At 60.8% G+C, this 21,482-nt stretch carries 20 protein-coding genes; 15 read left to right on the top strand and 5 right to left on the bottom strand.

Translation table 11 applies throughout. The annotated features are described in order from the left end of the window. Positions 1-15 precede the first annotated feature (15 nt). On the top strand, positions 16-660 hold the full coding sequence (locus KX928_RS02040) for an LON peptidase substrate-binding domain-containing protein (protein ID WP_219498281.1): 645 nt from the start codon (positions 16-18) through the stop codon (positions 658-660). Continuing rightward, positions 657-842 (top strand): Trm112 family protein, encoded by a 186-nt coding sequence (locus tag KX928_RS02035; RefSeq protein WP_219498279.1) that lies wholly within the window; start codon positions 657-659, stop codon positions 840-842. Before KX928_RS02040 ends, KX928_RS02035 begins: the two co-directional genes overlap by 4 nt. Here KX928_RS02035 and KX928_RS02030 read toward each other — a convergent pair. Then, positions 839-2,101 carry an FAD-dependent monooxygenase gene (locus KX928_RS02030; RefSeq protein WP_219498276.1) on the bottom strand — a complete coding sequence of 421 codons (1,263 nt, stop codon included), beginning with the start codon at positions 2,099-2,101 and terminating at the stop codon, positions 839-841. The genes KX928_RS02035 and KX928_RS02030 overlap by 4 nt on opposite strands. A 49-nt stretch (positions 2,102-2,150) precedes the next feature. On the opposite strand from KX928_RS02030, the gene KX928_RS02025 reads away from it, so the two are divergent. From KX928_RS02025 to KX928_RS02010, 4 genes are all read left to right on the top strand, one after another. Continuing rightward, a complete protein-coding gene (locus KX928_RS02025) occupies positions 2,151-3,479 on the top strand; it encodes an amidase (protein WP_219498273.1) in 1,329 nt (442 codons plus the stop codon). 109 nt (positions 3,480-3,588) lie between these two features. Continuing rightward, the gene (locus KX928_RS02020; protein ID WP_219500060.1) at positions 3,589-4,770 is read left to right on the top strand and encodes an aminotransferase class I/II-fold pyridoxal phosphate-dependent enzyme; all 1,182 of its coding nucleotides are present in this window, start codon (positions 3,589-3,591) and stop codon (positions 4,768-4,770) included. A 17-nt stretch (positions 4,771-4,787) separates the two neighbouring features. Continuing rightward, a complete protein-coding gene (locus KX928_RS02015; protein ID WP_219498271.1) occupies positions 4,788-7,607 on the top strand; it encodes a DNA translocase FtsK in 2,820 nt (939 codons plus the stop codon). Between the two features lie 120 nt (positions 7,608-7,727). Next, positions 7,728-8,333, top strand: coding sequence for a LolA family protein (locus tag KX928_RS02010; RefSeq protein ID WP_219498268.1), 606 nt, complete (start codon positions 7,728-7,730; stop codon positions 8,331-8,333). Between the two features lie 6 nt (positions 8,334-8,339). Here the strand turns inward: KX928_RS02010 and KX928_RS02005 are convergent, their stop codons facing one another. Continuing rightward, positions 8,340-8,927 (bottom strand): transglycosylase SLT domain-containing protein, encoded by a 588-nt coding sequence (locus tag KX928_RS02005; RefSeq protein ID WP_219498266.1) that lies wholly within the window; start codon positions 8,925-8,927, stop codon positions 8,340-8,342. 247 nt (positions 8,928-9,174) lie between these two features. On the opposite strand from KX928_RS02005, the gene hspQ reads away from it, so the two are divergent. Then, a complete protein-coding gene (gene hspQ, locus KX928_RS02000; RefSeq protein WP_219498264.1) occupies positions 9,175-9,501 on the top strand; it encodes a heat shock protein HspQ in 327 nt (108 codons plus the stop codon). Between the two features lie 36 nt (positions 9,502-9,537). On the opposite strand, the gene KX928_RS01995 is transcribed toward hspQ, so the two are convergent. The 3 genes from KX928_RS01995 to KX928_RS01985 form a co-directional block, all read right to left on the bottom strand. After that, positions 9,538-11,115 carry a gamma-glutamyltransferase family protein gene (locus KX928_RS01995; protein WP_219498262.1) on the bottom strand — a complete coding sequence of 526 codons (1,578 nt, stop codon included), beginning with the start codon at positions 11,113-11,115 and terminating at the stop codon, positions 9,538-9,540. Between the two features lie 273 nt (positions 11,116-11,388). Next, positions 11,389-11,826 carry an ATP-binding protein gene (locus KX928_RS01990; protein ID WP_257883483.1) on the bottom strand — a complete coding sequence of 146 codons (438 nt, stop codon included), beginning with the start codon at positions 11,824-11,826 and terminating at the stop codon, positions 11,389-11,391. Positions 11,827-11,865: 39 nt separating this feature from the next. Then, the gene (locus KX928_RS01985; protein WP_219498258.1) at positions 11,866-12,204 is read right to left on the bottom strand and encodes an STAS domain-containing protein; all 339 of its coding nucleotides are present in this window, start codon (positions 12,202-12,204) and stop codon (positions 11,866-11,868) included. A gap of 81 nt (positions 12,205-12,285) precedes the next feature. Here KX928_RS01985 and KX928_RS01980 point away from each other — a divergent pair, with 81 nt between their 5' ends. From KX928_RS01980 to KX928_RS01945, 8 genes are all read left to right on the top strand, one after another. Continuing rightward, complete coding sequence (locus tag KX928_RS01980) at positions 12,286-13,458, top strand: thiolase family protein (protein ID WP_219498256.1); 1,173 nt, start codon at positions 12,286-12,288, stop codon at positions 13,456-13,458. Between the two features lie 4 nt (positions 13,459-13,462). Then, positions 13,463-13,921: a free L-methionine (R)-S-oxide reductase MsrC gene (gene msrC / locus KX928_RS01975; RefSeq protein WP_219498254.1), complete on the top strand. Its 459-nt coding sequence runs from the start codon at positions 13,463-13,465 to the stop codon at positions 13,919-13,921. Between the two features lie 140 nt (positions 13,922-14,061). Then, complete coding sequence (locus KX928_RS01970) at positions 14,062-14,634, top strand: helix-turn-helix domain-containing protein (RefSeq protein WP_219498252.1); 573 nt, start codon at positions 14,062-14,064, stop codon at positions 14,632-14,634. Positions 14,635-14,647: 13 nt separating this feature from the next. Beyond that, positions 14,648-15,268 carry a LysE family translocator gene (locus tag KX928_RS01965; protein ID WP_219498251.1) on the top strand — a complete coding sequence of 207 codons (621 nt, stop codon included), beginning with the start codon at positions 14,648-14,650 and terminating at the stop codon, positions 15,266-15,268. A 1-nt stretch (position 15,269) separates the two neighbouring features. Then, positions 15,270-15,644, top strand: a complete 375-nt coding sequence (locus tag KX928_RS01960) for a GFA family protein (protein ID WP_219498248.1) — start codon at positions 15,270-15,272, stop codon at positions 15,642-15,644. A gap of 3 nt (positions 15,645-15,647) precedes the next feature. Continuing rightward, a complete protein-coding gene (locus tag KX928_RS01955; RefSeq protein ID WP_219498247.1) occupies positions 15,648-18,095 on the top strand; it encodes a GcvT family protein in 2,448 nt (815 codons plus the stop codon). Beyond that, positions 18,092-18,982 carry a homocysteine S-methyltransferase family protein gene (locus tag KX928_RS01950; RefSeq protein WP_219498245.1) on the top strand — a complete coding sequence of 297 codons (891 nt, stop codon included), beginning with the start codon at positions 18,092-18,094 and terminating at the stop codon, positions 18,980-18,982. Before KX928_RS01955 ends, KX928_RS01950 begins: the two co-directional genes overlap by 4 nt. A 12-nt stretch (positions 18,983-18,994) precedes the next feature. Beyond that, on the top strand, positions 18,995-21,439 hold the full coding sequence (locus KX928_RS01945) for a GcvT family protein (RefSeq protein ID WP_219498243.1): 2,445 nt from the start codon (positions 18,995-18,997) through the stop codon (positions 21,437-21,439). The last annotated feature ends 43 nt before the right edge of the window (positions 21,440-21,482 follow it).

Below are 21,482 nucleotides of genomic sequence, written 5' to 3'. Positions count from 1 at the left end.
GCTAGGTGGTCTTTTATGATAAAAGCCGCAGAGCTTCCTGACACAATTGCCATCTTTCCACTGCCTGGCGCGTTGTTATTGCCGCGTGCTCGGTTGCCTCTGCACATATTCGAACCGCGCTACCTGCAAATGCTCGAAGACGCCTTGAAAACATCAACGCGTCTGATTGGCATGGTGCAACCGAATGAAGTGCCAGGCCGCAAGGAGAACGGGCTGCAAACCATTGGCTGCGCCGGACGTATCACCCAGTTTTCGGAGACGGAAGACGGTCGCTACCTGATCACGCTGGGCGGGATCTCCCGGTTCCGGGTGGTGCAGGAAGTGCAGGGTTTTACGCCTTATCGCCGGTGCGAAGTGAACTGGGACGGGTTTGATCGCGATCTCGGACCTGACGAGAAAGACCCCTGTTTCCAACGCCCGGGTTTTCTGAAACTGCTGGAACGGTTCTTTGACGCGCGCCAACTGTCCGCCGATTGGGACACGCTGAAAGAGGCGGACGACGAATTGCTGATCAATTCCCTCTCGATGATGCTGGATTTTGATCCCGAGGACAAGCAGGCGCTGCTGGAGGCACCATCCCTGCCGACGCGGAGGGAAACGCTAGTCACCCTGATTGAATATCAGCTGCGTGGCGGCAGCGAGAGCGAGATGATCCAGTGACCGAAACAGTTGTGGAATTCGACCGCAGAATGCTGGAGGCGTTGATTTGCCCGCGCACCCAGACGACGCTGAAATATGATGCGGAGAACCAAGAGCTGATCTCCAATGCCGCAAACCTCGCCTATCCGATCCGAAACGGCATTCCGGTGATGCTGGTCGACGAAGCCCGCACTTTGGACTAGAGCTTTTCACCCTTCAGCAACCGCGGCAAATCACCCGTCAGACCAGCAGCTTCGCGGATAAACCCACGGCGCAAGCCCGGCAGACGCCCCACAAGCCCCATGCCGATGTCCCGCACACCCCGAAGCACGGGGTTGTCATTGGAAAACAACCGGTTAAATGCATCCGTGGCAATGGCCAGAGCGGAGTTGTCAAATCTGCGCCATTGCTGATATCGCGCCAAAACAGCCGATGCGCCGATATCTTCACCCCTGCGCGCGGCGTCGGCGATAACATCTGCCAAGGCCGCAACATCCCGCATCCCTGCATTCAGTCCCTGACCGGCTATCGGATGAACGCCATGTGCCGCGTCTCCTACCAGCGCAATCCGCGGTGCAATCAGGTCATGTGCCAGCGATAGCGACAGCGGATAGGTGAAACGCGCGCCTGCCAGCGAGATGTCACCCAGAAAACTGCCAAAGCGTGGCCGCAGAACGTCCAGATAGTCGTCGTCGGCCATCGCATTGATTTTACGGGCATTCTCGGTTGTTTCGCTCCAGACGATAGAGGATCGATTGCCCTTGAGCGGCAGAATGGCCAAGGGACCCGGCGGCATGAAAAACTGATGTGCAATTCCGTTGTGCGGCAGTTCGTGTTCCAGCGCACAGACCAGCGCGGTCTGGTCATAGCCCCAGCCCGTGCGCTTGATCCCGGCGCGCTCTGCCGTGCCGGACCCGCGCCCGTCGCAGCCAACCAGCAGCCTTGCACGCAGTTCCTTCCCCGATGACAAGGATACCGAGACTCCAGTCGCATCGGCCTTTTGCGCTATGACGTTGGCCCCGTTGATCTGGCGCACCGCCTTAGATTTTTCTACCGCTGCCAGCAGCGCGGGGCGCAGGTGCCGGTCCTCGACCATGTAGCCCATCGGGCCCTCTTCGATCTCGGCGTGGTCGAAATGCATGAAAAAGGGCGATGGGCCTTCCCCGGCACGTCCGTCGCTGACCTTGATGTCGAGCATCGGTTGCGCGTCATCCTCGACCATGTCCCAAACGCCGAGCGCCCGTAACAGCCGGGCGGATGTCAGGGCCAGCGCATAGGAACGCCCGTCAAAGCCCGCTTTTCTGCGCGTTTTGAGCGGCAAGGCATCCACGATTATCACGGATTGTCCGGCGCTCGCCAATGCCAGGGCCAATGTGGGGCCATTCAGCCCGCCGCCAACGATCAGAATGTCGCAATCAAATGCCATAGGTCTCAATAGGGCCGAGTGCAGGGGATTGTCCATGCGCGCAAGCGTCGCTACCCTTTGCCGAGGGTACTGGAGGGGACACGTCATGCAAAAATGGCTGCAAATGACAGCGGCAGATCTGGGCCGCGGCATTGGTGCGGGCGAGATCGACCCTGTTGCCCTGGCCGAGACCTTTCTGGACGCCATCGACACGCATGAATTCACACCCAGAATCTACGCACGAACAACAGCCGACAGGGCGCTGTCGGAAGCTGCCGCCGCGGCGGTGCGTGCGGCATCCGGGCACAGGTTGTCCGCGCTGGATGGTGTGCCGATCAGCTGGAAAGACCTGTTTGATACAGCGGGAGTGGCGACCGAAGCCGGTTCAAACCTTTTGAAAGGACGTGTGCCTGATTGCGATGCCCGCGTTTTGCAAAATGCCACGGCCGCCGGTCTGATCTGCCTGGGAAAGACCCATATGAGCGAATTGGCATTTTCCGGGCTGGGCCATAATCCAAGTACGGCGACAGCGCCCTGCGTCAACGATACGGCTGCGGTGTCAGGCGGCTCCTCGTCCGGCGCTGCGGCTTCCGTTGCATTCAACCTTGCGGCGGCGGGCATCGGCTCTGACACCGGGGGATCGGTCCGTATCCCGTCCGCATGGAATGATCTGGTTGGCCTCAAGACGACTTCGGGGCGGTTGAGTCTTGAAGGCGTCGTGCCGCTGGCCCTGCAGTTCGATACGGTGGGCCCCCTTTGCCGGTCGGTCGAAGACGCCAACTTGCTGCTGGCCGCGATGGAGGGACGCAAGCCGTTTGACCTCCTTGGCGCAACGCTCAGGGGCAAGCGCGTTGCCATTCTGGAAACCGTCGCCATGGAGGACGTTCGCGACGCGCCAATGGCCGCCTTTCAAAGCGCGGTTGTGCGGCTTCACAACGCTGGCGCCCGCGTGGACCGGATCAACGTGCCCGAAGTCGAAACCGCCATGGCGCAATCCACGTGCTTATATACATCAGAGGCTTACGGCCTTTGGCGTGAGGTGATCGAGGCAAACCCCGATGCTCTTTACAGTGAGATTCTTCAGCGTTTCCGCCTCGGCAAAAACTTCTCAGGGCCCGATTATGTTGCGGCCTGGGCGACCCTGAAAGCGGCCCGTGTGGCCTATGATCAGGCGGCTGCGGGGTATGACGCGGTTATTCTGCCGACCGCGCCGATTCTGCCCCCCGACCTCGACCGCCTGAATACCGACCACGATTATTATGTCTCGGAAAATCTGTTGGCCTTGCGCAATACAAGGATCGGCAACCTGATGGGGCTTTGTGCGCTGACTTTGCCGACAGGCACGCCAAGTTGTGGCCTGATGATGATGGCACCGCCGGACTGCGAAGGGGCGCTGTTGCGGGTCGGTGCCGCTGCCGAAGCCGCATTGTCCTAAAAGCCACAAATTGACAGAAAGCTGCGCGTTTTTGTGGACGCAGGCGGCTGGCTTGGGTACTTTGAGATAAACGGGACACGAACGATCCCGACCTGAGGCAGTTTTGATGGTGTATCCTGAGCGGTTTTCGAACCTTCCGGCGCATGCGTGGCCGCGCCTGCGCGCGCTTTTGGACGTTCACGAAGGTGGCGGCCCGGCGATCCATATGACAATTGGAGAACCGAAACATGCCTTCCCGGCGTGGGTAACGGACGTCATCGCGGAAAACGCAGCAGGTTTTAACAGCTATCCGCCGAATGACGGATCGCCCGAACTGCGTGAGGCAATCGCCGGTTTCGTGAACAGGCGCTACGGTGTGCCGGTGGATGCCGACAATCAGGTCATGGCTCTGAACGGTACCCGCGAAGGCCTGTACAACGCCGTTATGGCGCTGTGCCCTGAAACCAAGGACGGGCGAAAACCGGCTATCCTGATGCCGAACCCGTTCTATCAGGTTTACATGATTGCCGCATTGTCGGTTGCCGCAGATCCGATCATGGTGCCGGCGACCCGCGACACCGGTCATCTGCCCGATTTTGCGAGCCTGCCAGCGGAGACGCTGAACCGCACAACCGCAGCCTACATCTGTTCTCCGGCAAACCCTCAGGGGGCGGTGGCAACCACCGACTATTGGCGCGATCTGATTGGACTTGCCGAAAAACACGACTTCAGGATTTTCGCGGACGAGTGCTATTCGGAAATCTACCGCGAAACACCGCCGGTCGGCGCCTTGCAGGTGGCGCAGGATATGGGCGTTGATCTCAACCGCGTGGTGATTTTCCATTCCCTGTCAAAGCGGTCGAACCTGCCCGGTCTGCGGTCGGGATTTGTCGCAAGTGGCGCGGAGAATATTAGACAAATCAAACAATTGCGTAACTACGCAGGTGCGCCTCTGCCGTTACCGCTGCAAGCTGCAGCGGCGGCTGTCTGGAACGACGAGGCGCATGTGGTCGAAAATCGCCGGCTGTACGTCGAGAAGTACGACATCGCGGATCGGGTGCTGGGCAATGTGCCCGGTTATGCAAGCCCGGAGGCAGGTTTCTTCTTGTGGCTGCCGGTCGAGAATGACGAAGCCGCGGCGGTAAAGCTATGGCGAGAGACCGGCGTGCGCGTTTTGCCGGGCGGGTATCTCGCCCAGGAGTATCACGGGGAAAACCCGGGACAAGGCTACATCAGGGCTGCGATGGTAGCCCCAAAGGCGGAAACGGCGCGCGGGATCGAATTGATCCGTGACTGCCTTTACCCGCAATAAGAATGAGGGATCGTAAGATGGCATATCAGACACGTGGACGCGACCCGTTGCTGGACAGCAACATGGCCGAGGCCGTCGAAAAGCGCGGCAAGGAGCTGTTTGGCCTCGTATTGATCGCCTTGGGCTGCATGGCCTGCGCGATGATCGCATCTTATACACCGGATGACCCGAACTGGATGGTGTCCACCGATGCGCCCGTGCAGAACTGGCTGGGGCGGACCGGGGCGTCTCTGGCGGCACCGCTCTTCATGATCGTTGGATGGGGCGCGTGGGGCATCGGCGTGGTGCTTCTGGCATGGGGCGTTCGGTTTGCCCTGCACCTTGGGGCCGACCGCGCAATCGGCAGGCTGATCTTTGCGCCGATCGCGATTGCATTGGGGGCGATTTATGCCGCGACGCTGACACCGGACGGCAATTGGCTGGACACACATAGTTTTGGTCTTGGCGGATTGTTCGGTGATACCGTGATGGGCGCGTTGCTGACGCTTTTGCCCATCGGATCGGTGTTTACCGTCAAGCTGATGTCTCTCCTGATGGCCGTTGGCATCCTCGCGCTTGGGGCCTTTGTCACCGGGTTTACGAAGCCTGAACTGATGCGCATTGGCCGCTTTCTGCTTGTGGGTCTGATCATGATCTATGCGGGGCTCATGGCGGTGGTCGGACGGGGTGCCAGCGGTGCCCTGAACACGGCGCAAAGCATGTCGGCCCGTCACGCGGAACGGCGTGCGCAGGCAAAAGAAGCACGCGCGGCGGCAGTGCAGGCGGTGGCCGATGCTACGATCCACACCGAAGTGGCCCCCGTTCAGGCGGTTCCGAAGTTCCAGGAAGATCCGGCAGAGGCGAGACCCGGTTTGTTGTCGCGCCTTCCCGGTCTGGTGAAGCGGCCAGAAACGATGCCGGAGCAGGAGCTCGTCGAATATGACCCGGATGTGGATTACGACGATGCCCCCGGTGAAGAGCGCATCAAGGCGCGCATTGCCGATGTCATCAAGTCGCGCGCGCGGTCCAGCGCCGCTGTGCACGTGCCGGCCACCGCGCCGTTGACAAAGGGCCGGGGTCGCGGCCCCGATGCACTGGTGCTCGATACCTCCGGTGCCCGCGCCGAGCCGCCTTTGACGTCGCATCAGGCAATGGCCATTCCTCCCGTGCCGGAAGAGATGGATCTGGTGGATCCTCTGATGGAAACGGATGACTTCGACGCGCCGAGCATTCCCACCACCGAACCGCGCCGCGTGATCCAGCAGCTCAATCGAAAGCCGGTTCAGCCCTCATCCCGCGCGCGGGCCGAAGCACAGCCCAAACTGTCCTTCGACGACACGCACCCGGGGTTTGAACTGCCGCCGCTCAGCCTGCTGGAGAATCCCATCGAAGTGCCGCGTTTGCATCTGAGCGACGAAGCCCTCGAAGAAAATGCGCGCATGTTGGAATCGGTTCTGGATGACTACGGTGTCAAGGGCGAGATCGTCGCGGTGCGTCCCGGTCCGGTTGTGACGATGTACGAACTTGAACCCGCGCCGGGCCTCAAGGCGTCTCGTGTGATCGGTTTGGCCGATGATATCGCGCGGTCCATGGCGGCATTGTCAGCGCGTGTTTCCACGGTTCCTGGCCGGTCCGTGATCGGCATCGAATTGCCCAATGAGAGCCGCGAGAAGGTGGTGCTGCGCGAAATCCTCTCGGCCCGTGATTTCGGTGACAGCAACATGCGTCTGCCGTTGGCACTGGGCAAGGATATTGGTGGTGACCCCATCGTGGCCAACCTTGCCAAGATGCCTCACCTTTTGATTGCCGGGACCACCGGGTCCGGTAAATCGGTGGCCATTAACACGATGATCCTGTCGCTGCTGTACAAGCTGACGCCAGAAGAGTGCCGGATGATCATGATCGACCCCAAGATGCTGGAACTCAGCGTTTACGATGGCATTCCTCATCTCCTCTCCCCTGTGGTGACAGATCCTAAAAAGGCGGTTGTGGCCCTGAAATGGGTCGTTGGCGAGATGGAAGAGCGGTACCGGAAGATGTCCAAGATGGGTGTCCGGAACATCGAAGGCTATAACGGGCGGGTGCGCGAAGCCTTGTCCAAGGGCGAATTGTTCACCCGCACGGTGCAGACCGGTTTTGACGAGGAAACCGGAGAACCGGTTTTCGAGACTGAAGAGAACACGCCCGAGGCGCTGCCCTATATCGTGGTGATCGTGGACGAAATGGCGGATCTGATGATGGTCGCGGGCAAGGAGATCGAGGCCTGTATCCAGCGTCTGGCGCAGATGGCACGTGCCTCCGGCATTCATCTGATCATGGCCACGCAGCGCCCGTCGGTTGACGTGATTACCGGCACGATCAAGGCCAACTTCCCGACGCGGATTTCCTTCCAGGTGACCTCGAAAATCGACAGCCGCACGATCCTGGGTGAAATGGGTGCCGAGCAGCTGCTGGGCATGGGCGACATGCTCTACATGGCGGGTGGTGCCAAGATCACCCGGTGCCACGGCCCCTTCGTGTCCGACGAAGAGGTCGAAGAGATCGTGAACCACCTCAAGGCCTACGGCGAGCCGGACTATGTCTCGGGTGTGGTCGAAGGACCCTCCGAGGACAAGGAAAATGACATTGACGCGGTGCTGGGTCTGGGGGGCAATACCGACGGTGAAGATGCGCTGTACGATTCCGCCGTTCAGGTTGTGATCAGGGATCGAAAATGCTCCACCAGCTACATCCAGCGGAAACTGGCCATCGGGTACAACAAGGCCGCGCGTTTGGTGGAGCAGATGGAAGAGCAGGGCCTGGTGTCGGCGGCCAACCACGTCGGCAAGCGCGAAATTCTGGTGCCGGAACAAGGCTGACCGATCGGGCGTTCCCTCCTGCACCAATGGTGGAAGCGTGATCATTTCTGCCGTTGATATCGCATAACACGGAGGTCATGCCTATCTGATGCCCATGAAACGATGCTCAAGGAGCTTTGGATGAAACGCCTGATCCCTGCCATTCTGACTGCCTGTCTGGGCATTTTTTCCGCAATGCCCGCCCTGGCGGAGAAATTGTCACTGAACGAGATTTCCGGTTATCTGAATGATCTAATAACGGCGCAGGGGGCGTTCACGCAGATCAACGATGACGGTACGATCAGCAGCGGTAAGCTCTTCATCAAGCGACCGGGGAAAATGCGGTTTGAATATGATCCGCCGGAACAGGCGCTTGTGCTTGCCGATGCGAACACTGTCGTGATTATTGACAAAAAATCCAACCAACCGCCGGAAAGCTATCCTTTAAGCCGGACGCCCTTGTCCCTGATCCTTGCGCGGCAGGTCAATCTTGGACGGGCCAGGATGGTGACGGGCCATGACTACGATGGCACTGCCACCATTGTGACGGCCCAGGACCCCGACAACCCCGATACCGGGTCCATCCGCATGAGCTTCACCGACAATCCGGTGCAATTGCGACAATGGATCATCGACGATGCAAATGGCGGGCAGACCACGGTCATTCTTGGAGAGTTCGAGGCCGGTCTCTCATTGCGCAACTCCCTGTTCGATCCCGGGCGCGCGTTGCGCGAACGCGACCGGTAACGTGCGTCAGCGGCGCAAATTGCAGGTTGCCAGCTGCGTCTGGTAGACATCTGCGCGCGCGTCTACCTTGTTAGCCACCTGAAGCAGCCACGATTTGCGGTTGTAGGATCCGCGGGCATAGCCTGTGTGACCTTCGTGGTAGGCAAGGTACTGGTTGCGCGCATCCCACAAAGGAATGCCATTACGCTGCTGACTGGTGTTCATATACCAGCCCATGAAATCAGATGCGTCCCGAATGCGGTCACGGCGTGCGAAACGACGACCCGTGTCGCGCTGGTAATCTTCCCATGTGCCGTCCAGCGCCTGCGCATATCCATATGCGCTCGACTGGCGACCCATCGGGATCACACCCAGCGCATAACGATGCGGCGTCCGGGCATTGGAAATAAATTTGCTCTCCTGATGGATGGTTGCCATCTGGACGTGCACCGGCACACCCCATTTCTGTTCCGTATTGCGGAATGCCTTTATGTATTCGGGGCGCTGCTGCACGATCTTGCACGCATCATCGAGGTGGCGCGGTGCGCTACCTTGGCCGCCACCGCAGGAAGCCACCAGAAGTACAAGTATCATAGCGCGAAGAGTTCTGCTCATCTGCCTCTCGCTTCTTATATGTTTTGTCTCAGTTTAGCGGAAAATCATGCTTTGGGAAATCACGAATTCTACATGTTTAGGGTGGAAACTGAATTATCTGCCCTCGTGACCACCCGCCTCAGGCGGCGCAAGGAGGGTTTGCACTGTCTGCGGGGCGTTCACAGACTGTTTCCCCGTTACAGGAGGCTGTGATTGGACAAATACCTCTTGAAGCGTGTAAAAATGAACGGTAGGGGGCTTGTTGGTAATGTTGAGAACGCGTGCAAAATATCACCTCGGGCAAGTTGTCCGCCACAAGAAACACCCCTTTCGCGGGGTGATCTTTGACGTGGACCCTGAATTTGCGAACACCGAGGAATGGTATGAGGCGATCCCCGAGGACAGCCGACCGGTCAAAGACCAGCCCTACTACCACCTGCTGGCGGAAAATGACCAAAGCTACTATGTCGCCTACGTGTCAGAGCAGAACCTGATCGCGGATTATTCCGGAGAACCGGTTGATCATCCGGATATTCCGGATCTCTTTGGCCCGTTCCAGAATGGTGCCTACCCGCTGCATTTTCAGCTGAACTGATTACCGCGGGCCGTGGGCCGCTTGCCAACACCGTGATCAAAACCCCAGCGCGCACCCGTCTTTGCGCGGATCGCTGGCGCCTTCGAGTACACCATCCTCGCGGATCAGAATGGCCTGTGCGCCGCCGATGGGTGTTTCGGGAATGCTGACATCGTGACCCATATCCGCCAGTTCCCGGCGCACCTGATCCGAGTATCCGCGCTCAACCTTCATGTCTCCCCGGTCGGAGAAAGCGCGGGGCGCGTCAATGGCCGTTTGCGGGTCCATCCCGAAATCCACAAGGTTCGAGGCAAACCGGGCGTGACCGTTTGGCTGATAGGCTCCGCCCATGACGCCGAAGGGCATAATAACCTTTCCATTGCGGCGGATCATGCCGGGAATGATGGTGTGCATGGGCCGCTTACCGCCCTTGAGCTCGTTGGGGTGACCTTCTTCAAGCGTAAAGCCCGACCCGCGATTTTGCAGCAATATGCCAAACTTGTCCGACGCGATGCCCGATCCGAAGCCATTGAAAATAGAGTAGATCAGCGAGACCGACATCCCGTCCCGGTCTACAACGGTGATGTAGATGGTATCCTTGTGCACGTTCTCCGAGATTTCGGTGGCATTCCTGATCGCCGTCTTCGGGTCGATCAGCGCTGCAAGGTGCTGCGCTGTCTCGACGTCCAGCATGTGGTCCAGACGGGTCATGTAATCGGCGTCGGCCAGGAACCTGTTGCGGGTGTCATAGGCAAGCTTTGCGGCTTCGGCCTCGATGTGCGTGCGCTCTGCACCAAACGGATCCATCGCCGCGATGTCAAACTGCGCCAGAATGTTCATTATCAGCAGCGCGGTGGCACCATGCCCGTTTGGTGGATGCTCGACCACATCAATGTCTTTGTACGCGCCATAAATGGGGTCGGTGGGCGTCGCCGCGACATTGGCGAAATCCTCCATCACATGGCGCCCTCCCAGCAGGTTCAGCGTGGCGACCATGTCTTCGGCGATTTCGCCCGTATAAAAAGCATCGCGGCCCTGCGCCGAAATGCGCCGCAACACTTCGGCTTGCTGCGGGGCTCGGAAAATCTGGCCGGGTTGCGGGATTTCTCCGTTCACCAGATAGTAGTTTCGCGCCTTGCCTTGCAGAACCCAAGCGTCGCGTGCCCAGTCAAACGCCACGCGGTGCGCCACAGGAACACCGTTTTCCGCAGCGACTATTGCGGGCGCGAGAAGGGCATCCAGCCCCAGTTTGCCAACGGTGTCCGACAGGTGGCAGAAAGCATCAATGGCGCCGGGGATGCTTACGGCATGCGGGCTCTGAATGGGCACGATGGTTTCGCCCGCATCTCTCAAGTGCGCCGCATCAAGCGCTGCGGGCGCCCGCCCTGAGCCGTTGAGGGCCTTGATCTGCCCACCGCCGTATTCTTGCCACAGGACGAAGCAATCGCCGCCGATCCCCGTCATCTGCGGTTCGCAAATTCCCAGAATGATGGCTCCGGCGATGGCCGCGTCCATGGCGTTTCCACCACGCTCCAGAATGTTCACGGCAACTTTTGCGCCAAGTGGGTGGGACGTGGCGCACATGCCATTGGTTGCCAGAACGGGCGAGCGCCCGGGAAAATGAAAATCGCGCATCGTCGACCCCTTTATTGCGTGTTGGGTGCAAAGTAACGGCGGGCACGGTGATGTCCACGCCGCAGACGTCAAGGTGATCAATTTTCCGGGAGGTATGGTCCTCGACGCCGCGCACTGGGTGGGGGCTATTACGCGCAGCGCCGAGGGAAGCTATATGCAGCTACAAGGATCAATATGCCGATTGATCAAGGCGGCAATATGATGGCAAGGGGGCGCTTTGGGGGAAGATTGCGGAAGAATTATGACCTGGTGCCTCAGGTCTTAAAAAGTGGTTTAGGCGTGCATGGCGACGGCGAGGCGCATCGTGAGCTGATTTTCTTCACCAACCCGCGTGTAGGTCACGTCCCGGGCCAGATCCTGTATCAGAAACCAGCCGAAACCCCCTTCGGGCAGATCCATGAGATCGACATTAAGCGCGGCCTGGCGACCGAGGGGAGCGGTGCCGTCCGGCATCGCTTGGCCGTGGTCGGTGATGGTCAGGTGAAGCCCGTCATTGTGATGCACGCATCTGATGCCAATCGAGCCGGATGGCGCCGGTGACGGATACGCGTGTTCCACAATGTTGTTGAGCACTTCCGCCAGCACCAGTTCAACAGTTCCCGATTCTTCTATATCCAGTTTCAGGGGATCCAGTGCTTGCAGGAAATCCTGCAATGCCTCACGCACCGCCAGTTCGCTACTATTCACAGATACTTCGAAGGGCGACAGCATTACCATGACGATGTGATCAGTCCTTTTTCTGTCGGAAAATCAGTTTCGCAATGCACTGAGCGCGCCATCTACCGTGCTGAAGACACTGAAAACCGTATCCATCCGGGTCAGTTTGAAAACACGTTCAACAGTTGGAGTCAGCCCGGCCAGCGCCATGCGCCGTTCAGCGCCCAAATGCTTCATCGCCGCGACGATGGCGCCCAGACCGCTGGAATCGATGAATTGCACCTCGCTGAGGTCCAGCACGACAGTGTCCGAGGCGCCGTCCGTCTCGGCGCGCATGGCATCCTTGAATTCAATCGCCACGGCGGCGTCGATGCGCGACTCCTGGACGGAAACGATGCGCAACTGTTCTTCTGTTTTGGTCGAGAGTTGCATTATATACCCTGATAAATCCGACACTTGCTCTTTACCGGGCAATTCTTACTAATCCATTTAGCAATAACGGGAGCCCAACGGATGCGCGACGTCGTGATTACAGGAGCAGCAAGAACACCCATGGGTGGTTTTCAGGGCGATTTCGCCAGTCTTGACGCGTCAGATTTGGGAGGGGCCGCAATCAAAGCCGCCATCGCGGCATCGGGGCCTGCGCAGGTTGAGGAAGTCCTGATGGGATGCGTTCTGCCGGCGGGGCAGGGTCAGGCACCCGCTCGGCAGGCCGGATTCAAGGCGGGCCTTGGCGAAGACATTCCCGCAACAACCCTGAACAAGATGTGCGGGTCCGGCATGAAAGCCGCGATGATCGCCTTCGATCAGATTGCGCTGGGTCAGTCTGACGTGATGGTTGCAGGCGGCATGGAGAGCATGACCAACGCCCCTTACATGTTGCCGAAAATGCGCAGCGGTGCGCGTCTGGGACATGGTCAGGTCATCGATCACATGTTCCTGGACGGTCTGGAGGATGCCTATGACAAGGGCCGGTTGATGGGCACCTTCGCCGAAGACTGTGCCGAGATGTATCAATTCACGCGCGATGTGCAGGACGAATACGCGCTGCGGTCTCTGTCGCGGGCGCTGGAGGCGCAGTCCTCCGGGGCTTTCAGCGCAGAGATTTCGCCGGTCGATGTCACATCGCGCAAGGGCACTGTGACGGTTTCCGCCGATGAACAGCCCGGATCGGCGCGCCCGGAAAAAATCCCCCAGCTCAAGCCCGCGTTCAGAGAGGGCGGCACGGTCACCGCGGCGAATTCGTCGTCGATCTCGGACGGTGCGGCGGCTTTGATTCTGGCGTCGGCCGAGGCTGCAGCGGTGCAGGGGCTAACGGTGCGCGCCCGTCTTGTCGGGCACGCAAGCCATGCGCAGGCTCCGGGTCTTTTCACGACCGCGCCCGTCCCCGCTACCCAAAAGCTGCTGGAGCGGATCGGCTGGAGCAAGGAGAGCGTGGACCTTTGGGAGGTGAACGAGGCCTTCGCCGTGGTGCCCTTGGCATTCATGCGCGAAATGGGCCTGGACCATGAGATCGTGAATGTGAATGGCGGTGCCTGCGCGTTGGGGCACCCCATCGGGGCGTCCGGGGCGCGGATCATGGTCACCTTACTGAACGCGATGGAAAAACGCAGCGCGAAACGCGGGATTGCGGCGATCTGCATCGGTGGCGGTGAGGGCACGGCGATCGCGATTGAAAGAGACTGAAGCGATGACAGCAGATTACGGCGCACTTGCGAAATCCATTGCCGCACTGACCGAAGGGGAGACGGATAGCGTGGCCCTGATGGCCACGGTCACATGCGAAGTTCACCATTCCGATGACCGCTTCGACTGGACCGGTTTCTATCGTGTTACCGAACCGGAGCTTCTGAAGATCGGCCCGTACCAGGGTGGTCACGGGTGCCTTGTTATCCCGTTTTCCAGAGGGGTCTGCGGAGCGGCCGCCCGGACCGGGGAAATCCAGATTATAGTGGATGTGGAGGCTTTCGAAGGTCACATCGCCTGCGCCAGCTCGACCCGTTCGGAACTGGTGCTGCCGGTAACCAATGCCGCTGGCGACCTGATTGCCGTCTTCGACATCGACAGTGATAAGCCGGACGCTTTTCGACAAGAGGACGCCCAGGCGCTGTCCGGCATTCTGAAGTCTGTTTTCGCACGCGTTTCCTGATCGGCCATGCTGGTGACCCCGCGCAAGGGTATTGCGGCAAATTGCCCGGGCACCATGAGAACATTTGCCGTGAAATTATTCTGGATTTTTTCACGAGAATCGTTAACGTGAACAAATCAGCGATTTTTTCATGACGAGCTATGCGCCACGATTTACCCTCACACCCTGACACGCTTGGCGCCGATCTGCGTGCCTTGCGCAAGACACGGGGCATGACGTTGTCGGATCTGGCCGAAGCTCTGGGCCGCTCCGTGGGATGGTTAAGCCAGGTGGAGCGGGACAAGTCCGAACCATCCATCACCGATCTGCGGGCCATTGCCGGGGCGCTGGATGTCTCTGTTTCGATCCTGTTCCGCCATGCCGCGGCCCCGGCGGCGGAGGCCGGATACGTGGTGCGCAAGACCGCTCGACGCAAGATCGGCAGCACGGTCGCGGGGCTGGTCGAGGAACTGCTTTCGCCGGACCTTACCGACGACTTCGAGATGGTGCATTCCACGTTTCAGCCACACAGCCGCATCACCGACACAGTGACCCGGCCGACGCAGGAAGTGGGCTACCTGATCTCGGGCCGACTGGACGTGGAAATCAGCGGCATCACCCACACCATCGAGCCCGGAGACAGCTTTCGCATCCGCGGAGAACCGTTTCGCTGGGCAAATCCCTACGATGACCCCGCTGTGGCGATCTGGGTGATCGCGCCGCCCGTGTATTGATGGAGCACGTGGTATGAGTTTCGAAGCCTGGGCCATCTTCGCGCTGTTCTGGGTGGTGTTCGTCACCACGCCGGGACCGAATGCTGTCAACTGCATCGCCAACGGCATGCATCTGAGCTTTCCGCGCGCGATGATGGGGGTGCTGGCGATTCTGACACAGGCCAGCCTGTTTCTGCTGCTGTCGGCGCTGGGGATCACCGCGCTGATCGCGGCCTCACCGACAGGGTTCTTCATCGCCAAGCTCATTGGCGCGGGGTTCCTGATCTACCTCGGTGTGCGCGGCTGGATACTCGCAAAACGGCCCGTTGTCGTGGGTGACCGCCCGGCGAAATCGGTCTACCTGCACGCGCTGGCCGTCGCCACGATCAACCCCAAGAGCGTCGCCGGATACCTCGCCGCCTTTTCGCAGTTCGTACAGCCGGGCGTGCCGATCTGGGAGCAGATGGCGGTGATCGTGCCCACCGCGCTGACCATCACCGCGCTGAGCTACACCGGGTTCACGCTGCTCGGTGCGGGGCTGGGGCGCGCTGCGTTGGGGGCTGTTTTCAACATCTGGGTGCGCCGCGTGCTGGCGGCCTGTTTCGTGATTTACGGGGTGCTTTTGGGCACCTCGGCCACACCGGGGAGGACTTGAGATGATCACCGGAAGCTGTCTCTGCGGGGCCGTGACCTACACGGCCAAAGGGGAGCCCGGCGCACCCGCTGCCTGCCATTGCACGCAGTGCCGCAAGCAGTCGGGGCATGTCTGGGCGTCGTCTTATGTCGCGGATGGCGCGCTGGAGATCGAGGGCGAAGTGCGCTGGTTCCAGTCCTCCGACAAGGCCCGGCGGGGGTTCTGCCCGACCTGCGGCTCGGCGTTATTCTGGGAGCATGAGGACGACGATTTCATCTGTTTTTCCACCGGCTCGATCGACGGGCCGACGGGGCTGCGCCTGCGCGGCCACATCCACACCGCCACGAAAGGTGATTACTACAGCATCGCGGCCGACGAGCCGCAAAGGGAGACTTAAATCATGGCGGATTTTCCGACCACAGCGCGGGTTGTCATCATCGGGGGCGGCGTTGTCGGCACCTCGACTCTCTATCATCTCGCCAAGGCGGGCTGGACAGACTGTGTGCTGCTGGAAAAGAACGAACTGACCGCCGGATCGACCTGGCACGCAGCGGGCAATGTGCCGAATTTCGCAGGCTCCTGGGCGGTGATGAACATGCAGCGCTATTCCGCGTCGATGTACCGGACGTTGGGCGAGGACGTGGATTATCCGATGAACTACCATGTCACCGGTTCGGTCCGGCTGGCGCATTCGAAAGAGCGGATGCAGGAGTTCGAGCGGGTGGCGGGCATGGGCCGGGCGCAGGGGTTGCAGATGAACATCTGCACGCCCGAGGAACTGCTGCAGCATCATCCCTTCATGGAAACCCATGAGATCAAGGGCGGTATGTGGGATCCGCTCGATGGCGATATTGACCCCGCACAGCTGACCCAGGCACTGGCCAAGGGCGCGCGCGCGGCAGGAGGGCGGATCGAGCGTTTCTGTCCGGTGACGGGCATCGACCGCGATGGCGACGAGTGGATCGTGAAGACCGGCAAGGGTGACATTCGCTGTGAAAAGGTCGTGAACTGCGCGGGCTACTACGCGCAGCGCCTGGGCGAGATGTTCAAACCCTTCGGCGGGCGCACTGTGCCGATGGTGGTGATGTCGCACCAGTATTTCCTGACCGAGCCGATCCCTGAGTTGGAGGCCTGGAGCGCCGAGACCGGGCGCAAGCTGCCGATCATCCGCGACGTGGACATCAGCTATTACCTGCGGCAGGAAAAGACCGGCCTGAACCTCGGGCCCTACGAGCGCAACTGCAAGGCGCATTGGGTCACGCCCGACGACCCGATGCCGGAGGATTTCTCCTTCCAGCTTTACCCCGACGATCTGGAGCGGCTGGAATTCTACATCGAGGACGCGATGGCGCGGCTGCCGCTCTTGGGCACCGCCGGCGTGGGGCGCAACATCAACGGGCCGATTCCATACGCGCCCGATGGTTTGCCGATGATCGGCCCGATGCCGGGCGTCAGGAACGCCTTCGAGGGGCATTCCTTCACCTTCGGCATCGCGCAGGGGGGCGGGGCTGGCAAGGTGCTCAGCGAATGGATCATGCATGGCAAGACCGAGCTCGACATGTGGGCGGTAGACCCACGCCGTTACACCGATTACGCCGATCACGACTACTGCCTTGCCAAGGCGCTGGAGACCTATGGCCACGAATACGCGATTCATTTTCCACATCACGAATGGCCCGCCGGGCGCGACAAGAAACTGTCGCCTGTTGATGCCAGAATCCGCGAACTGGGTGGGCAAATGGGGGCATACAACGGCTGGGAGCGGGCCAACTGGTTCGCCAAGGCGGGCGATGACACTTCCGAGGACGCGACGCACACCTGGGATCGGGGCGGCCCCTGGGCCCCGCGCGTGAAGGCCGAAGTCGAAGCCGTGCGCGATCATGTGGGCGTTCTGGATCTGCCGGGGTTCTCGCGGTTCAACCTCACCGGCGCGGGTGCGGCGGAGTATTTGCGCGGGCTGATCGCGGGCGCGCTGCCCAAGCAGGGGCGGATGAATCTGGCCTATTTCCCGGACAGCCGTGGCCGTATTCTGACCGAGATGTCGGTGCTGCGCCACGACGATGAGCATTTCACCCTGATTACCGCTGCCGCGGCGCAATGGCACGATTTCGAGGTGCTGAAGAGGAACCTGCCCGAGGGGCTCGACCTGAGCGACCACACCACCGAGTATTCGACATTGATCGTCACCGGGCCGAAGGCGCGCGATCTGTTCGAGGCGATGGGCGCGCAGGCCGATCTGACTGCCAGCTGGCTGTCCATCCAGCGCGCCCGGATCAGGGATCTCGACTGCCTGCTGGCGCGGGTTTCCTTTGCGGGCGAATTAGGCTGGGAAATCCACGCCGCCAATGCTGATATCCCCGCGCTCTACGATGCGGTGCTGGCCGCAGGGGCGACCCCCTTCGGCATGTATGCACTGAACTCGATGCGGATCGAGAAAGGCTATCGCGCGTGGAAGGGGGATCTTTCCACCGACTATTCCCTGCTTGAAGGCGGCATGGAGCGCTTTATCCGCTTTGAAAAACCACAGGACTTCCCCGGCAAGGCGGCGCTGCTGAACGAGAAGCAGCAGGGTGTGAAGAAACAGTTTGTCACGCTGATCGTCGATGCACCGGAGCAGGACGCGCCATACATGTCGCCGCTGTTTCACAATGGCGACGTGGTCGGAGAGACCACCTCCGGCGATTGGGGATACCGGATCAATAAATCTGTCGCCCTGGCCATGTTGCGCAAGGACCTGACCGAACCGGGAACCGAGGTGGAGGTTGAGATATACGGCAAGCGCTGTAAGGCGACGGTGCAACCCGACCAGCCCTTGTGGGATCCGGAGAACGAAAGGATCCGTGCATGACGCGGATCACACTTCTGGATGGCGGCATGGGGCAGGAGCTGGTCCACCGTGCAGGAGATCGGCCGACACCGCTCTGGTCGACACAGGTCATGGCGGACCACCCCGGCATGGTGCAGGGCGTGCATGCCGACTTCTTTGCCGCCGGTGCAACGATTGCCACCACCAACAGCTACGCGATCCACCACGACCGTCTGGACGGAACTGGTATGGAAGCCCGCTTTGGCGCGCTGCACGCCATGGCCGTGGCGGAGGCGCAGGCGGCACGGAAGGCGCATGGGTCAGGACGTATTGCAGGCGGCATCGGTCCGCTGGGCGCCAGCTACCGGCCCGATCTGCACCCCGCACCGGATGTTGCCGTGCCGCTGTTTGCGGAGGTGGCGCAGGCGCTGGCCGCGGACTGCGACCTGTTGATCCTGGAGACGGTCGCGTCTGTCGCCCATGCGCAGGATGCGATGGCAGGTGCGCGTACAACCGACCTGCCCGTCTGGCTGTCCCTGACAGTGTCGGACACGGATGGTACGCATCTGCGGTCGGGTGAGCCGCTGTCCGACGCATTGGACGTGGCCTCGACCGCGGATGCGGTACTGATCAACTGTTCCGCCCCCGAGGCGGTCACGCAGGCGCTGCCGATCATCGCGGGCTTGAGTAAACCTTTTGGGGGTTACGCAAATGCGTTCGAACAGATCACCGAGGATTTTCTGAAAGAGAAACCCACTGTCGATGCGCTGACAGCGCGGCGCGACATGGGACCCCGCGCTTACGCCGGATATGTTCTGGAGTGGGTAGGCCTTGGGGCCACTATCGTGGGCGGCTGCTGCGAAGTCAGCCCCGCGCATATCGCAGAAATCGCACATCGGCTGAAGGCTGCCGGTCACACAATCGTTTAAAGGAATCCTCACATGGCTGTGCCACCGTCTCATGCGCGCGTTGTCATCATCGGGGGCGGCGTGATCGGCTGCTCTGTTGCTTATCACCTGACCAAACTGGGGTGGACAGACGTGGTTCTGCTGGAGCGCAAGCAGCTGACTTCCGGCACCACGTGGCATGCGGCCGGGCTGATCGCGCAACTCCGGGCAACCGCGAATATGACCAGGCTGGCGAAGTACTCCCAGGAGCTTTACGGCAATCTGGAAGAAGAGACGGGTGTTGCCACCGGCTTCAAGCGCTGCGGGTCGATCACCGTGGCGCTAACCGAGGAACGGCGCGAGGAAATCCTGCGGCAGGCGGCGATGGCGCGGGCCTTCGGTGTCGAGGTCGAGGAAATCTCGCCAGCCGAGGTCAAGGCGCGGTACGCGCATCTGAACACTGAGGGCGTGACCGGCGCAGTTTATCTCGACAAGGACGGGCAGGGGGACCCGGCGAATATCGCGCTGGCGCTGGCCAAGGGCGCGCGCCAGCGCGGGGCGCAGGTGCTGGAGCGCACCAGGGCCACGGGTATCGTGAAGGACGGCCGCCGCGTCACCGGCGTCGATTGGGAGCAGGGCGGCGAGAGCGGCCATATCACGGCGGATATGGTGGTGAACTGCAGCGGCATGTGGGCGCATGAGGTCGGCCGCATGGCCGGGGTGAACGTGCCGCTGCATGCCTGCGAGCACTTTTACATCGTGACCGAGGCGATTGCGGGGCTGACGCAGCTGCCGGTGCTGCGGGTGCCGGATGAATGCGCCTATTACAAGGAAGACGCGGGCAAAATGCTGCTCGGGGCCTTCGAGCCCAATGCGAAACCCTGGGGTATGAACGGCATTCCGGCAGATTTCGAATTCGATCAGCTGCCGGAGGATTTCGACCACTTCGAGCCGATCCTCGAGCGGGCGGTGGCGCGGATGCCGATGCTGGCGGAGGCGGGCATCCACACCTTCTTCAACGGGCCGGAGAGCTTTACGCCCGACGATGCGTACCACCTGGGCCTGGCACCAGAGCTGGATAACTTCTGGGTGGCGGCAGGCTTCAATTCCATCGGCATCCAGTCGGCCGGCGGCGCGGGCATGGCGCTGGCGCAATGGATTGAAGCTGGCGAGAAACCCTTTGATCTGGGCGATGTGGACATCAGCCGGATGCAGCCGTTTCAGGGCAACAAGACCTATCTCTTCGAGCGGTCGAAAGAGACTTTGGGCCTGCTTTACGCGGACCACTTCCCCTTCCGCCAAAAGGAAACGGCGCGGGGCATCCGCCGCTCGCCCTTCCACCAGCATCTGCGCGACAATCGTGCGGTGATGGGGGAGCTTGCGGGTTGGGAGCGCGCCAACTGGATCGCCAGGCCTGATCAGACGGCGGAATATGAGTACAGCTGGAAGCGGCAGAACTTCTTTGACAACGTGGCTGAAGAGGTCGCGGCGGTCCGTAATAACGTCGGCATGTACGATATGTCGTCGTTCGGGAAGATCCGGGTCGAGGGGCGCGATGTGGTGGCCTTCATGAACCATGTGGGCGGGGGCCAGTATGACGTTCCCGCTGGCAAGATCGTCTACACGCAGTTCCTCAACCCGCGCGGCGGGATCGAAGCGGATGTGACCGTGACGCGGATCAGCGAAACGGCGTTTCTGGTTGTAACGCCAGCCGCCACCCGGCTGGCGGATCAGGCATGGATGATGCGGCACGCAGGTGATTTCAACGTTGTGATCACCGATGTGACCGCGGGCGAAGGTGTGCTGGCGGTCATGGGTCCGCGATCGCGCGAGTTGCTGCAGATGGTGTCGCCCAATGATTTCTCCAACGATGTGAACCCCTTTGGCACCGCGCAGGAAATCGAGCTTGGGATGGGCCTCGCGCGGGTGCACCGGGTGACCTATGTGGGAGAGCTCGGCTGGGAAGTCTACGTGAGCACCGACATGGCAGGCCATGTGTTCGAGACACTGATGGAAGCCGGGCAGGCGCTCGACCTGAAGCTTTGCGGCATGCACATGATGGATTGCGCGCGGATGGAGAAGGGGTTCCGCCATTTCGGGCATGACATCACCTGCGAGGACCACGTGCTGGAGGCCGGGCTGGGCTTTGCCGTGAAGACGGACAAACCGTCGTTCATCGGACGTGACGCGGTGTTGCGCAAGAAAGACGAGGGTCTGAAGAAACGCCTGTTGCAGTTCAGGCTGACAGATCCCGAACCACTGCTCTACCATAACGAGCCAATCATGCGGAATGGCGAGATCGTAGGCTATCTGGCGTCGGGGGCATACGGGCATACGCTCGGCGGTGCGATGGGGCTGGGCTATGTTCCCTGCGCGGGGGAAGCAGCGGCCGAGGTTCTGGCGTCTGACTACCACATCGACGTGGCGGGTACGCTGGTGAAGGCAGAGGCGTCGCTGAAACCAATGTATGATCCCAGGTCCGAGCGGGTGAAGGCCTGAACGCGGGACGCTTGTATCTGCGCGCAACATCTGAGATCAGGCG

It is taken from the genome of Roseobacter insulae (assembly GCF_019375555.1).
Taxonomy (GTDB): domain Bacteria; phylum Pseudomonadota; class Alphaproteobacteria; order Rhodobacterales; family Rhodobacteraceae; genus Roseobacter; species Roseobacter insulae.
This window is presented reverse-complemented; position numbering and strand designations above follow the sequence as displayed.

Coding starts and splice junctions, on each gene's coding strand:
- KX928_RS02040 (WP_219498281.1), top strand. CDS start 16: ATGATAAAAGCCGCAGAGCTTCCTGACACAATTGCCATCTTTCCACTG.
- KX928_RS02030 (WP_219498276.1), bottom strand. CDS start 2,101: ATGGACAATCCCCTGCACTCGGCCCTATTGAGACCTATGGCATTTGAT.
- KX928_RS02025 (WP_219498273.1), top strand. CDS start 2,151: ATGCAAAAATGGCTGCAAATGACAGCGGCAGATCTGGGCCGCGGCATT.
- KX928_RS02015 (WP_219498271.1), top strand. CDS start 4,788: ATGGCATATCAGACACGTGGACGCGACCCGTTGCTGGACAGCAACATG.
- KX928_RS02010 (WP_219498268.1), top strand. CDS start 7,728: ATGAAACGCCTGATCCCTGCCATTCTGACTGCCTGTCTGGGCATTTTT.
- KX928_RS02005 (WP_219498266.1), bottom strand. CDS start 8,927: ATGAGCAGAACTCTTCGCGCTATGATACTTGTACTTCTGGTGGCTTCC.
- hspQ (WP_219498264.1), top strand. CDS start 9,175: ATGTTGAGAACGCGTGCAAAATATCACCTCGGGCAAGTTGTCCGCCAC.
- KX928_RS01995 (WP_219498262.1), bottom strand. CDS start 11,115: ATGCGCGATTTTCATTTTCCCGGGCGCTCGCCCGTTCTGGCAACCAAT.
- KX928_RS01990 (WP_257883483.1), bottom strand. CDS start 11,826: ATGCTGTCGCCCTTCGAAGTATCTGTGAATAGTAGCGAACTGGCGGTG.
- KX928_RS01985 (WP_219498258.1), bottom strand. CDS start 12,204: ATGCAACTCTCGACCAAAACAGAAGAACAGTTGCGCATCGTTTCCGTC.
- KX928_RS01980 (WP_219498256.1), top strand. CDS start 12,286: ATGCGCGACGTCGTGATTACAGGAGCAGCAAGAACACCCATGGGTGGT.
- msrC (WP_219498254.1), top strand. CDS start 13,463: ATGACAGCAGATTACGGCGCACTTGCGAAATCCATTGCCGCACTGACC.
- KX928_RS01970 (WP_219498252.1), top strand. CDS start 14,062: ATGCGCCACGATTTACCCTCACACCCTGACACGCTTGGCGCCGATCTG.
- KX928_RS01965 (WP_219498251.1), top strand. CDS start 14,648: ATGAGTTTCGAAGCCTGGGCCATCTTCGCGCTGTTCTGGGTGGTGTTC.
- KX928_RS01960 (WP_219498248.1), top strand. CDS start 15,270: ATGATCACCGGAAGCTGTCTCTGCGGGGCCGTGACCTACACGGCCAAA.
- KX928_RS01955 (WP_219498247.1), top strand. CDS start 15,648: ATGGCGGATTTTCCGACCACAGCGCGGGTTGTCATCATCGGGGGCGGC.
- KX928_RS01950 (WP_219498245.1), top strand. CDS start 18,092: ATGACGCGGATCACACTTCTGGATGGCGGCATGGGGCAGGAGCTGGTC.
- KX928_RS01945 (WP_219498243.1), top strand. CDS start 18,995: ATGGCTGTGCCACCGTCTCATGCGCGCGTTGTCATCATCGGGGGCGGC.